Source organism: Flavobacterium sp. B330r, from assembly GCF_056824325.1.
On record NZ_CP124860.1, the window covers coordinates 402,547 to 416,739 of the forward strand.

At 35.0% G+C, this 14,193-nt stretch carries 11 protein-coding genes; 2 read left to right on the plus strand and 9 right to left on the minus strand.

The features are described 5' to 3' along the window. Position 1: 1 nt before the first annotated feature. The 3 genes from QLQ95_RS01810 to QLQ95_RS01820 form a co-directional block, all read right to left on the minus strand. Positions 2-3,646: a SusC/RagA family TonB-linked outer membrane protein gene (locus QLQ95_RS01810; protein ID WP_482502377.1), complete on the minus strand. Its 3,645-nt coding sequence runs from the start codon at positions 3,644-3,646 to the stop codon at positions 2-4. 133 nt (positions 3,647-3,779) lie between these two features. After that, positions 3,780-4,928, minus strand: a complete 1,149-nt coding sequence (locus QLQ95_RS01815; protein ID WP_428237815.1) for a FecR family protein — start codon at positions 4,926-4,928, stop codon at positions 3,780-3,782. A 186-nt stretch (positions 4,929-5,114) separates the two neighbouring features. Then, entirely contained in the window at positions 5,115-5,684 is a 570-nt protein-coding gene (locus QLQ95_RS01820; protein ID WP_482502379.1) for an RNA polymerase sigma factor, read from the minus strand. A gap of 337 nt (positions 5,685-6,021) precedes the next feature. On the opposite strand from QLQ95_RS01820, the gene QLQ95_RS01825 reads away from it, so the two are divergent. Both QLQ95_RS01825 and QLQ95_RS01830 read left to right on the plus strand, forming a co-directional pair. Beyond that, complete coding sequence (locus QLQ95_RS01825) at positions 6,022-6,300, plus strand: hypothetical protein (RefSeq protein WP_095928966.1); 279 nt, start codon at positions 6,022-6,024, stop codon at positions 6,298-6,300. A gap of 11 nt (positions 6,301-6,311) precedes the next feature. Beyond that, a complete protein-coding gene (locus tag QLQ95_RS01830; protein WP_482502381.1) occupies positions 6,312-6,776 on the plus strand; it encodes a hypothetical protein in 465 nt (154 codons plus the stop codon). A gap of 28 nt (positions 6,777-6,804) precedes the next feature. Here the strand turns inward: QLQ95_RS01830 and QLQ95_RS01835 are convergent, their stop codons facing one another. From QLQ95_RS01835 to QLQ95_RS01860, 6 genes are all read right to left on the minus strand, one after another. Beyond that, a complete protein-coding gene (locus QLQ95_RS01835) occupies positions 6,805-7,983 on the minus strand; it encodes an MFS transporter (RefSeq protein WP_482502383.1) in 1,179 nt (392 codons plus the stop codon). Between the two features lie 46 nt (positions 7,984-8,029). After that, a complete protein-coding gene (locus tag QLQ95_RS01840) occupies positions 8,030-9,250 on the minus strand; it encodes a DUF763 domain-containing protein (protein ID WP_482502385.1) in 1,221 nt (406 codons plus the stop codon). A gap of 171 nt (positions 9,251-9,421) precedes the next feature. After that, positions 9,422-10,513 carry an AI-2E family transporter gene (locus QLQ95_RS01845; RefSeq protein WP_320492190.1) on the minus strand — a complete coding sequence of 364 codons (1,092 nt, stop codon included), beginning with the start codon at positions 10,511-10,513 and terminating at the stop codon, positions 9,422-9,424. 113 nt (positions 10,514-10,626) lie between these two features. Continuing rightward, positions 10,627-11,331, minus strand: coding sequence for an ion channel (locus QLQ95_RS01850; protein ID WP_095928971.1), 705 nt, complete (start codon positions 11,329-11,331; stop codon positions 10,627-10,629). Positions 11,332-11,549: 218 nt separating this feature from the next. Beyond that, positions 11,550-13,118, minus strand: a complete 1,569-nt coding sequence (locus tag QLQ95_RS01855) for an efflux MFS transporter permease (RefSeq protein WP_482502387.1) — start codon at positions 13,116-13,118, stop codon at positions 11,550-11,552. 3 nt (positions 13,119-13,121) lie between these two features. Continuing rightward, positions 13,122-14,186 (minus strand): HlyD family secretion protein, encoded by a 1,065-nt coding sequence (locus QLQ95_RS01860; protein ID WP_095928973.1) that lies wholly within the window; start codon positions 14,184-14,186, stop codon positions 13,122-13,124. Positions 14,187-14,193: the final 7 nt, after the last annotated feature.

Here is a 14,193-nt window from a genome sequence, read left to right on the forward strand (position 1 = left end):
TTTAAAGAGTAAGATTAAAGCCAAACAAATATGTTTTTGGCAATGGTAAATTACGTGTAGCTGAATTGGCAGAATAAACCTCAGGATCAATATGGTTTCCTGCTGCACTCCAATACCAGATATTATTCATCTGAAAAGTAAACCTAGCCGATGAAATATTCATTTTACCAGCAAAAGCTTTTGGTAAATTATAAGCTAATGAAATGTTTCTAAGTTTGATGTAATCGCCATCTACAACATTTACATCTGAATTTCTCCATAAACTGCTCATTGTTACAGCATAGTTTCTAACACTTTCATCATAATCGACATACAAACGTGTATTTCCATTTGGATTTGCATCTGTATAACGATCTGCAATACCCGAAAGGTTTACCGCATCTGAACCTGTATCCAGAACTTCTTTTCGCATTACATTTCCACCTGAGAAAACAAATAAGAAATTCAAATCAAATTGTTTATATGAAAATCGCTGTGATAACGAACCAGAGTAAGTTGGCGTCAAACTTCCCATATTTACCAAAGCTTTTGGGGAGTTAACTGTTTTAATAGAACTTGATACTGGAACACCATTTGCATCAAAAGTGACTGCCGGATTTCCGTTTTCATCTAAAACATAAGGATATCCATTAACCGTTCCGCCGTATTTGTAAGCGTACAAACTATTGTAGGTTTCTCCTATTAAGAAATAATTTAAAGGCGAACTAACATAAGAAGCTGCAGACGATTCTGCTCTTGTAATTTTGTCAACTGTTGTTCTGTTAAAAGCTAAAATCACATTAGAACCAATACGGAAACTTCCGTTATTGTACCAATCTGAACCAACACTGAACTCAATTCCTTTGTTTAATAAAGCTCCTGCATTAATTCTTCTGTTTAATGCCCCAACAGTTGGATCTAAATCGGTCGTAGCCAATAAATCACTGCTGTATTTACGATAGACATCAATACTACCGTTTAATTTTGCTCTAAACAAACTATAATCTACCCCTAAATTGGTACTTTGTGTTTTTTCCCATCTTAACATTGGGTTGGGCTGTCCGCTAATATTAGTGTATTGTAATGACTGATATAAATTATCATTTCTTCTCGTAGCCGTTACGTAAGGCGTTGTACTTTGATCTATATTTCCGTTAACGCCATAAGTTGCTCTCACTTTAAGCGCCGTAACCCATTTTATTTCTTTCATGAATTCTTCATTACTCGCATTCCATCCAAAACCTGTTGACCACAAAGGGCGGTTTTTATATTTTGGATCAACTCCAAATAAATCTGCTCGGTCTACTCGATAACTTCCAGTTATGTTATATTTTGATAAGAAAGTGTAACCCAAACTGCTAAAAACCGAAAAGTAACGGTGAAGAATCTCAGTTTGTGTTCGTGACAATGCAGATAAAGTTCGGTTATTTCCGTACATATAACTTGGCGTTCCAGTCTGGCTTAATGCAAGATTATTGATTACAGCCGAAGAAAGCGTTACAGGATCGTAACCGTATCGTAACTGTTCAATCGTTCTTGGAAGAAAAGTTTCACGCATTTCAAAACCAGCCAGTGCGTTAATAGAATGTTTTCCTTCACTGAAATCCTGAGTATAATCTAATTGGTTTCTAAAAGAATAATTAGTTGACTGGTTGCTTATTTGTTTGTATCTGCCTCCAGTAGAAAAACCTTCTAAATAGGTATACGCATTTGTTGCAGGATTATAAGCTGTTAAAGCATTAATGGCGTAACGCATTTTATATGAGTTAACATCATAAAACTGTTCGTTATCATTTCTTCTAACTTCGTATTGAAATTGCGTACTAAGGCTTAAACCTCTCCATAATTTCGCTTTAAGATTTCCAAATGCTCTTAAGCTTAATGATTTTTCTTTTAAAATTCCTTCCTGAAGTGCATCCAGAACATTAAAAGTCATAGGTTTAAATCCGCTTAAAGCAGCCAATTTTTCTGCAGCAGCAGGATTAATAACACCGCTGGAAGTAAACCCGTCTTTAATTCCAACAAAAGGTGATACTACTAAATTACCATTATCGTCTGTAATGCGTTCGTATCTTTTTTGGATATCATAATTGTTGAAATCATTATCTGTAACATTATCATTACTGTACGTTCCATTAATTCCAAATGTAGCATTTAACCAGTTGTTTACCTGAAAACTGCTTTTGGCATATAAATTAAATGATCTGCTGTCATTGAATTTTATACGATTTTTTGCCTCGTCATAATTCAATGACACGTACGTATTCTGTCTGCTTGTACTTCCAGAAAACGACACATTGTAACGCTGTCTAAATTCATTCTGCCACACATTATCGCGGTAATCTTTGGCATAATCATTCTTTCTCCACTGGGCAATAGTACTTTCGTAATCTGCACTGTTGATTTTTCCTTCTTCTAAATTTCTGTTCAACTGATAAAGCGGACTGTAATATTTCATACTACTGTTCCCAATATCTCCATAATTGCTAAACATGGTAGCTGTATCTGCAAATCTGCCTCTTTCTCTGTTATAAACTGCCTGTTCAAAATCGATTAAATCGCTTGTTGAAGCGTAATTCATATCTCTTAAATTGGGCTTGGTTGAAACAAAGAAATCCGAGTTGATGTTTACTTTTAATTTACCGTTTCCTTTTTTAGTAACGATAACGATAATTCCGTTTGCCGCTCTGGAGCCATAAATAGAAGCCGCCGCCGCATCTTTAAGAACATTTATACTTTCAACATCGTACGGATTAATATCTTCCAGAGTCAATTCAGTCGGAAGACCATCCACTACCAAAAGCGGACTGAATCCAACTTCTGATACCGAAAAAGTTCCCATACCTCTTAATATAGGTGTATCTGCACCGCCTCCTGTTGGATTTTTTTGAAATACTAAACCTGCCACACGACCTTCTAGCGCACTTGCTAAATCAGTATTGATATTTTCATTTAAAGTTTTCTCGCTTACTGTTGAAATAGAACCGGTTGAATGGCTTCTTTCTAAAGTCTGATACCCTGTAATTACTACTTCTTTCATTGCAGCAACTTTGTCTTCCACAATAAGACTTAACTGTGTTCTTCCGCCAATTCCAAAAGTTTTTTTCTCGATCGTTAATCCTGTACATTCAATAATACCATCCGCAGGAACACCGTCAAAAGAAAAACCTCCATCAAAATCAGTAATGCTGACTCTGTTGGTTCCTGAAAGAGAAACCGTTACTCCCGGAAAAGGTTCGTTTTTATTGTTTAGTACTTTTCCGCGAATGTTGATTAATTCGTTTCCCAAGCTCTCCCCTTTCTCTTTTGCAGCAGTTACTACAATGGTTTGATTGGTAATATTGTATTTTAAATTTTGAGTTTTAAAAATTTGATTTAAAGTTTCGTTCAAACTCGCATTCTTAACATTAATACTTACAGGTTTAGAATCTTTAAGCAGTTTTTGAGTGTATAAAACTTCATGATTAGCCTGTTTAGCTACTTCTTTTAAAACTGTTTCAAGCGATGCACCTTTAAAATTAATGGTGATGTTTTGGGCTTGTCCAGTAAAACTGCACAACACCATAAAAACAGTGCATAGCGCCCATAAATGAGCCGAAAAATGAACTTTAGGGATCTTTTTTTTTAGTTTTTTGTAAGGTTTTTTTGGTTGTAAATTTAATTTCATACATTTACATTGGTTATAGTTAAACAATAGTGGACAACTTATATTGGCTATAAACTTTTTAAACAACCAGAAGCATCGCAACTGCCTCTGGTTTTTTAGTTTATAGACTCAATATAATCGGTTAAATAAGATCTTACGGATAGACAATAATCGTTTTTCCTTCAACCTTAAATTTTATATTACTAAGCTCAAGTACTTTTAATACCTCAGACAAATTTTTATTTCTAAATGTACCTCCGTTAAATTTCACATCCGAGACATCGCCGCGGTATTCGACTTTAATTCCGTACCAGCGCTCCAACTGTTTCATTACAGATTTTAAATCGGCATTATCAAATTTAAATCGGCCGTTTTTCCAAGCAATTGCAGCTTCGGTATCGACTTCTTTAACGGCAATCTTACTAGAACTTTCAGATATATTGGATTGCTGACCTGGCTTTAAAATCGCTTTCTGGTTTTTAGAAGAAACGGCAACACTACCTTCTAATAATGTAGTTTTTACTACAGATTCATTATTGTACGCATGGACATTAAAATGTGTTCCTAAAACTTCGATTGTTTGATTATCTGATTTTACCAAGAAAGGCTTGCTTTTATTTTTAGCAACTTCAAAATAAGCTTCTCCTTCTAGCTCAACAATTCTTTGATCTCCATTAAATTGAGTTGGATATTTGATAGACGAAACAGCATTCAAAAATACTTTTGTTCCATCTGCCAAAACAATATTATATTGTCCGCCTGTTGGTGTCGAAAGGGTATTAAATGAATCTGCATCTTCTTCTGAAGCATCAGCATTTGGGTTTATTACATAAGTAATCACTCCATTGGCATCCATTTTAATGGTTACCTCATCCTGATCTTCTTTAGCAATAATATCTTTGGAAGAAACATCAGAAAGAACAATCTGCTTTCCGTTCGAAAGCGTTAAAATTCCTCTATTTCCGCCTGGGGCAATTTCTTTTGGTTTTTCGACAACCTGAATATTTTCTTGTTCTACTCCTACTTCCGATTTTGTAAAATAGAATATTCCAGCACCAAATAATAACACGATAGATGCAGCGGCGGCAATACGCGGCCAAAGAGAAATCACTTTTGTTTGCTGTGCTAAAGGAAGTCTCGATTTCAAATGTTCGTAACTATCTGCTAGTTCGTATTCGCTAAGCTGTTTATTGCTATTTACCGCTTTATGCAAATACCACGCATCAAGTTTGTCTTTATCTTCATCAGATAAAGTGCCATTTTGATGTTTTTTAAGCAGTTCTAAAAATTCAGTTTCATTCATAATTACAACACGAAATTTTGTCTTGTTTTATAATAAGACAGTTAGAAAGGGGTTTTGTCATAGATGAAAATCAAAAAAATATTAATTTATCATTAATAAATTCATCGAAACGTTAGTTTCTCTTTATTAATGAGGCTTTTATGAGTAGATTTTATTTTAAAATTTAACAAAAAGAACAAGAAAAATTTACCAGACAAAAACATTCAACGCCGATTTTAGCTTTCCGCGAAGAATTTTTAGCGAATTATAAACTTGCTGTTTAGCTGTTTTGTCTGTTATGTTTAATCGAAGTGCAATTTCGTCGTATGAAAGTTCTTCTACTTTTCTTAAAAGAAAAACTTCACGCATTTTTTCTGGCAGCAAAGCAATTTCGCTTTCAATAATAGCTTCCAATTCTTTTTCTCTGAGTTTAGAATCTGCAAAAACATAATCATTTTCAATAAAGTTCGAAAAAGAATCTGCGTAACGAGAAACTACTTTCTCGTGAGCAATATGATTCAAGATTCTGTTTTTGGTTGCTTTATATAAATAAGAAGATAACGATCCTGTGATTTCCAACTCCCGACGTTTGTTCCAGATAAATAAGAAAACTTCCTGAACAACATCATTGGCTTCATCATGATTTCCTGTCATTTTGTAGGCATGATTTACTAAAAGTCTAGAATATCTTTCGAAAATTTCTGTATAGGCCAATTGATCATCATCCTTAAGGAGATTTAATAAGATATGATCAGCATATTTGCTATAAACAGACATTAATTAATAAAAAGTGAGGATCAAAAACGCAATATTAAACAATTTTAATGTTAAAAGCCAAAAGATTATTAAGTTTAAAAAAGCGCAAAGGATTTCGTAAACATTTTTGAATAAAATTCAATATGATTAATCTTAATAATATTGAACAGCAGTATTATAGTGAAAAAAGTAGTCGCATTTTCAAACTTTTGCTTTTTTATGGCTAAATTTAAGGGTAAATGAAAATTTGACAATACTATAAAAAAATTATATAAAACAGTTAGCAGTTTAAGACAGTAATTTTAGAATAATCTAAAAGATAGAGATAATTATTATTCATCCTTTAAAACCGATTATTATGACATATGAAAATTACGCATCTGAAGAATTTGAAATGAATTCTTACGAGGAACAACTACTACTAAATTATGACGACTTTTTAGACGGTGACTACACCAATAGACTGACAGCCTCTAATCATTATAATCTAGAGCTTGGAGAATTGGAAGATAATCTTGAATATGATTTCGATTCAGAATATGATGAAAATGATTGGGAAGAAGAAGAGCTAAATGATATTGAAGGAGAATACGATAAGAATGAGGAAAAACCTGGAAGTTTTGAAATGTTAGGCTAAAAAATACTGCTATGAAAAATTGGTTTCTATTTCTAATCTCAGTCTTCTTATTTTCATGTCAGCAAAAGGAAAACAAAAAAACTTCTGCGGACTCCCCGATGCCAGTTGTTCAAGAAGAAAAAAAGCAGGAGAATAAACAAGTTGGCGACACTATTTCTATGAATTTTAAGAATGAAGAAAATGTGTTTTCAGCCGAAGGACGTTTAGATTCTCTAAATTCAAAAATATATGTCAAATTCAAAAATGAAGATTTGGGCAAATTAAACGCTCAAATAATTCCAGATGCAGGAAAAGGAAACATTCGTTTTAATCAAATTATTTTTCCGGATAAAACATCAGACGGCCCTTTTGGAATGGACATGAAAATGCAGCTTCAACAAAAAGGAACGCATATTTTAGTCATCGGACATTCTTTAATGGCCGACAATCCGTATTATGGTCATTTTAAAGTGCAGTTAAATATTCAAAAAGAATAAGGCGCAAAAAGAATAAGGCGCTATAAACTTACGCTTTAATTTTCCTTTTATTTCTTGCCCAATAGGTAAGATATGCAATACCGAGAATTAGCACCAAGATATCAAATCTAATGATTTGCGGTATACGGTGGATTTGATCATTATAATAAGTTCCTCCTAAAAGAGCGCCTAAACCAATTCCGAGTTCCATTGAAATATACATCGTTGCGACCGCTTTTCCTCTATGCTCAGGATTACTCATATCAATAGTCCAAGCACTAATAGCTGGTGACAAAATACCGGTGCCGACTCCGTAAATTCCGGCTCCGATTAATAACATATTGATATCTCTTCCTGCACTTATTACAAAAAGAGCAATCGAAGTGATGATTAATCCAGCCATGATTACTTTTGGACGGCCATGCCTATCGGAAACTTTTCCCGCGCCAAAACGAACCATAACGGAAGCTACCGTAAAAGCAGTAAAAAATATTCCTTTATTGGTTGCTCCCAGATGCTCACTCCAATCCGGAATTAAGGTTAAAATAAGTCCGAAAGCGGTGTAGGAAAGAAAAGTGATAATTCCTGCTGGAAATACATTTCTATCTACAATATCATTTTTGCCTATAATGAACATTGATCGGTTCAATTTTTCTTTTGTCAAAAGAGTTTCTTTCATGTTCATTACGATAATAATGGAAAAGAAAGCCAAAAACGACGAAGTATAAAACATAATATTGATTCCGTACGAATTCACAATCATACTGCCCAACGCTGGTCCTAGCGCCCCGCCAATACTAAAACATAATCCGTGCATTCCGAGTGCTTCTCCCCATCTGTGTTGCGGAATAATATCGGCCACATAAGCCGAAGTTGATGTTGGTTTAAATCCAGTTGAAAAACCATGTACCAAACGCAACAATAAAAATCCTGAAACAGAACTCAAAATTGGATACAGAAATCCGCAGATTACACATACCGAAGAACCTATTGCCATAACTGGAACGCGTCCCCATTTATCGGTAAGTTTACCGCTAAACGGACGAGAAATTGCAGCCGTCAAGGTAAATAAGGAAATAATAAGTCCTTTGTATTCTGCTCCTCCCAAACTGCTTAAGTAATTTGGAAGCTCAGGTATCATCATATTAAAACTTGATGAAAACAACAAGGAACTCAAGCAAAGTAAAATGAATTGTAAGGTATAGATTGATTTTTCGTTTTGTGACATTATTAGATTTTTATATAACTAAAGGCAGATAGATAATTATGATTCTTTAAAATAATTCCAGCTGATTGCTTGGGTTTATAGGCTTCTTTTTTGGAGGTTTCGCATCTCCAAAAATGGTTCTTCCGCCATATTTATGCGACTCCTCTCTTTCTCTTTGAACAAGAGCATCAAAATTGGAATTTGGCGTAAAACTTTCTTCTGCTTTTCTTGAAATTTCAGATAGTTTCTGAATAGCGCTCAATTTATCGCTATTCCCGATTTTAGCACGATTAATAGCTCTTTGCAACGTGTCTATTGTTTCATCGTAGATTTTAACGGGAACAGGAAACGGATGTCCGTCTTTTCCGCCATGTGCAAAAGAAAAACGGGCTGGATCATCAAATCGTGTTGGAGTTCCGTAGATTATTTCGCTTACCAAAGCCAAAGACTGCAAAGCTCTTGGTCCCATTCCTTTTAAAAGCAGTAATTCTTCAAAATCTTCGGGTTTATTTTCATGGGTTGCCCAAAGCATTCCGCCCAATCTTTTCATATTCACATCTTCCATTCTCACATCGTGATGCGCGGGCATAGAAAGATGCTGCATTTCTTTTATAATTTTAACGGGTGATTCTTTTACCAATTCTAAAATACCTTCACGAGATTTTGTGGCCGCATTGGCCGTAAGATTTAAAATTGCACCTTGATTTTCGCCATAAATAAAAGTGTGCGGTTCGTTTATAAAAGACTTTAAATCTTGCGAATGCCAATGGTATCTTCTGGCAGTTCTAGAATCACGATTCATTCCCTGCTGAATTACAGCCCATTGTCCTTTATTATCGACAATAAAATTATGCTGGTATAATTGAAATCCGTCCTGAATGGCGGTATTGTCTACTTTTGCGGTAAGTCGGCTACAGTTGGCCAGATTAATTCCGTCCAAGCCTGTTTTTTCGCCAACAAATAAAAGCTCTTGCGGCGTTGCCATCGAGTGTTTTCCTTTGCCTCCGCAGATATAAATTCCGAGTTCTTTGGAGTGCGGATTAACCGATTTTTTCAGTGCTCCAAGCACCGAAGTTGTAATTCCAGACGAATGCCAGTCCATTCCCATAACGGCTCCAAAACTCTGAAACCAAAACGGATTACTCAATTTACTTATAACTTCGGCAGTCGAAAATTCCATTGCAATGGTTTCTACAATCGCAAAACCAAGTTTAGACATTCGCTCAGCAAGCCATAATGGAACATGTCCATAATGTAAAGGAAGATCTGCCGTGCCTGAACGTTTCATTTGATAAAATTATAATCCTGCAAAAATACTTTATTTAATTGTGAATTATAAATTGTGAATTGTTAATTCAAATGTAAAAAGTTTTGAGATGTGAAATGTTAGATGTGAAAGGGTACAAAGTGAAAATTAGAAAATACTTGCATAGCACCTATCACATCTTACAATTAACAATTAACTAATTTCAACATCTTCTACAGGTTTTTCAATGGGTTCTGAATTATCATCCAGCCAAGCAACAAAGAGTTTGTAGCCTATTGAAAACACAATGGGTCCAACAAACAATCCGATAAAGCCCGACATGATAAATCCGCCAATTACACCTAGAAAAATAACAAGCATAGGCACAAGAGCGCCTTTTCCTAGTAATAATGGTTTTAGAACATTATCTGATAATCCGCTGATAATGAAAAACACCGTCCAAAAAATAGCATAACCAGAATCTCCTGTTGAAAAAAGGTAAATAATAACACCAATATTAATTATAATTGGTCCGATCTGTAAAATAGAAAATATCAGACAGATCAACGTCAAAATTCCAGCGTATGGAATATCGGCCCAAAACAATCCAATTGCCTGAATAATGGTCTGAATAACGGCAACTCCCAAAATACCTTTAACCACTTGGTAAATAGTTGAAACCGAAATGGTCATAATTTCTTCGGCTTCACTTCCTGCAATTTTTCTAAGGAATTTCATAAAGAAAGTTTTACCACCTGGGGATACTAATAAAACTCCCGCAATAATAACCGATAAAATAAACTGAAGAAATGCCGCACCAGAACTCAAAATACTGGCCATGATTTTAGACGACAATTCTCGTATCTGATCTTGATACTTCACAACGCTCTGTTCCAAATCTGTTGATAACGAAAGTAAAAATTCGTAGAGCGGTTTACCAATTATCGGCCACTCTTTTATAGAAGCTCCTGGCGGAGTAATTTTTAATGTTCCTGCTTCAAAACTGTTTTTTAGTTCTATAAAATTACCAGCTGCCGCTTTCAAGAAATAGATTAGAGGCACCACCATTATGGCAATAAGCAAAATAGTAATAACAACCGATGCCAGTGCTTTGCGTCCTTTTAATATTCGCTGCAGCGAATTAAACAACGGATAAAACACAACCGAAAGTATTACCGCCCAAAGAATAGGCATAAAAAAAGGCAGTAGCAACTTAAGACAAAATCCCACAAGGAGAAAAATGAAAAATAACTGCAAAATAGTATCGAAAAGCTCTTTCTTTTTATTCGAATTGGTTGTTTTCATGGTTATTGTTTTTAATGGTGAATGGTAAATTGTGAGTTGTGAATTGTAAATGATAAATCAATTCTCCTCTATAAATCTTGACTCTTGTGTCTTTACTCTATATTCTATATTCTTTACTCTTTATTCTTCCCCGTCTTATTAACAGCAAAATTGGCATCTGAAACCAGTCTTCCGATTAAGATTACGGGATACAGAACACCTGTAAGCACTTCAATCTGAACTAGCGAACGAGCCAAAGGATGTAGAGGTACGATTTCGCCAAAACCCGTCGATGTGATACAGACATAACTGAAATACATAAAACTAGCCAGATCGCTATTACTTGAAAATTTAGATTCGGTTATTTGGAAAGCGCCTTCAATATGCTGAAATAGAAATAAATAAAGTGTAGACCAAAAGTGAACTAGAATCATATATACCACAATTGAACCCACAATTCGATAAGTAGTTACTGGTCCAGGTTCTAAAACTTTCATTAAAACCAAAGTGATCAAAAGTAGCATAATCGCAACCGAAAGAATGAGATCGGCAAATAGGATAAAAATATTATGTTCAAAGTAATTAATCCATTGTGTTATAATAAATAAAAAGGGAATTATCGAGATCAGAACAGCTTGCTTTTTATGCTTGGATAACGCAATAATTCCGGCAAAGAGAAATAGCATCCAAAATATATTGACTGCTACCATAAAACGCGAATAACTGCCAAAAAACGGAATGACAATAAAATGCATCATAAACAGAAGTATCAGCATACCACTCAGTCCGCTTTCTTGTGTCCAAAAGCGATATAAAAAACGGCTTTTTTTAACTATCATAATACAAAATTCTAAATATTAAATTCCAAATTCCAAATTCCAATCCCGAAGCCTAAGGATAAATTCCAAAAACTAAATTCCAAATTCCAATCCTGAAGCCTAAGCCTAAGGGCAAATTCCAAAAACTAAATTCTAAATTCCAAATTCCAATATCAAGCCTAAGGACAAATTCTATATTCTATATTCTTTACTCTTGCTTGCTTCTTTCCTCTCCACCCTCAAATCGGTATCGGCTCTACTTCTACCCTTCCAATTGGTCTTCGCCAAAGTTTGAAAAGCAGAATAATAAAAATGGGCAGAAAACAAACTGCCGACATTACCAGATAAATATCTTTGTATGCCAATAACATAGAAGTTTGAGAGGTTTGATTCGAAAGACTTTTCTCGGCTTTTTTCTGCGCTTCAGCATCTGATAATCCCATAAATAAAAATTGCCTTTTTGAGTTTTCCAACTGTTGTTCGGCTTGTTTATTTAGCGGACTCAACTGCTGACTTAAACCTGTTTTATGCTGTACATTCATATTCGAAATAAAAGTCCCGAGAACAGCGCCTCCAAGTAAAGAGGCAAAAACAGCCTGAGCGATGATTCCAGTCATCATGCGCGATGTGCTTAAAAAAGGAGGAATTCCTTCTGAAATGTATAATAGCGAAACAGGGAAAAGAAACCCCATTCCTAATCCTTTAAAAATTAAGGGCAAATAAAAATCCGATGCATCTATTCCGGGATAGAATCTGAAAAAAAGTATAATATGATACATTCCGTAGCAGGCAAAACCAATTACCCAAATCGTAGCCAGATAAATGCGTTTGTATAAAAGATAAGTCGAAAGCGGAATCGAAATGCACAACCCAATCAAAAGTGAAAGATGTGTTACTGCTCCCAAAACAGAATCAAAGCCTAGAATATTGGTCATATATCCTGTTACGACACTTCCAGTTCCGTTTATTATTCCGATATAAAACATTAAAAACGCACCTGGAATAACGTTTTTAAACTTGTAAACGTCTAGATTAATTAAAGGTTCAGTGGTAAAACGAACGTGAAGCAGATAGATTCCTGCCACAATAAATAAAACTGCAAAAGCCAGCGTTATTTTTGGATCACTGAACCAATTTCGGGTCTGCCCTTCGGCACATAAAAAAAGAATAATTGCAAAAAACAAAATCAGGATAATCCAACCTCGCCAATCAAATTGGAATTTGGTTTTCATGGGTGCCACATCGGCTTTGTAAAAATACCAAGCCAAAAGAATGCAAATCAAAAAATTGACATTCAGGAAATAAATTCCAAACGTCCAGTTATGAAAACTCACAAAATGCGCTCCTAAATATTGATACAAATGCTGGCTTCCTTTTTGTATAAACTGAAAAATGCCGTACAGCAAAGCCATATTTAAAGCGGGATTGTATTTTAATAAAATAGGCACCATCGAAGCAAATATTCCAATGACTGAAACCATTGCCAAAAGAGAACGACATACAACAAACCAAGCAATTGTTGGTGCAAACAATGAAGCGGTATTGAAGATTAACGATAAAAATGAAACCGATAAAATCATGGTTCTAACCTTGATTTGTTTTCCTAATTTCAAACCTAAAGGCAGAAAAGCCAGCATGACAAAAATCGGAACGTAAACCGTATAACTAAAAGCAGTCGTAGAAGATCCAAAATGTCCTAATATCTGCGAATTATCATAAGTCGTAACATTGAGTCCGTTAAAAAAAGGAATCGTCAGGATATACAATCCTGTCAGTGTAAAAACGCTTCCTTTTTTTCCTGCAAACATCTCTTATTTTTTTACATCAACTGTTACATTCATTCCGGGTCTAACTTCCTGAAGCTCTTTTGTGGGAGTTTCAAATTCAATTTTAACTGGGATTCGTTGGGTGATTTTGACAAAATTTCCAGTCGAATTATCAGGTTCTACCATTGAGAATTTAGCTCCCGTAGCAGGAGAAAATCCAGCTACTTTTCCTTTAAACTCTTTTCCATCCAAGGCATCAATTGTAATGGTTACTTCTTGTCCCTGTTTTATTTTTTCGATTTGAGTTTCTTTAAAATTGGCCGAAATCCATAATTTTTCATTCAGTACAATTGTCGCAATGGTTTGATTGGCATTGATTAATTCTCCAATAGACAAATTTCGTTCGCCAACAAAACCACTCGTAGGAGCGGTAATAATAGTATATGATAACTGAAGTTTTGCCGCATCAAGATCTGCTTTCTTTCTGGCAACTGTGGCTGTGGCTGCTTCAAGATTAATCGAACTTTGTTTGGTAATAGAACTGCTGGCATCCAAACCTTTTTTTCCTGCCTTGACATAAGCTTCTTCTGATTTTAATTTAGAAATAACCTGATCGTACTGATTCAGCGTTACGGCCGAATCGGCGTACATATTTTTGAAACGCTGATAATCTTTTTGCGCTTTGTCTAAACTCGCCAAATCCCCAGCCAATTTCTCTTTTCCCGAAGCCTGATTAGAAATAGAAGTCGTTATATTCTGCTGTAGCGAATGCAGATTTCCTTCGGCTATAGCCAGATCCGCTTCTGCTTGTTTGACCTTAATGATATATTCGGAATCGTCTAAAACAACCAATGTATCTCCTTTCTGCACCTTCTGATTGGCTTCAAATCGTATTTCTTTTATATGTCCAGTCGCTCTTGCCACAACATTATTGATGTAAGCTTCAACCTGAGCATTATTGGTGGTTTCATAAGAACTAAAATCAAAGAATAAACTTAAAATCCACAATCCGCCCGCAATCAAAAAAACAAATGACAATACCGTTAGAATTGTGTTTCTTCTTTTTTCATTTTTCTGAACTGCTCCGTTTTGTGTATCTGTTTCGCTCATAACAAGA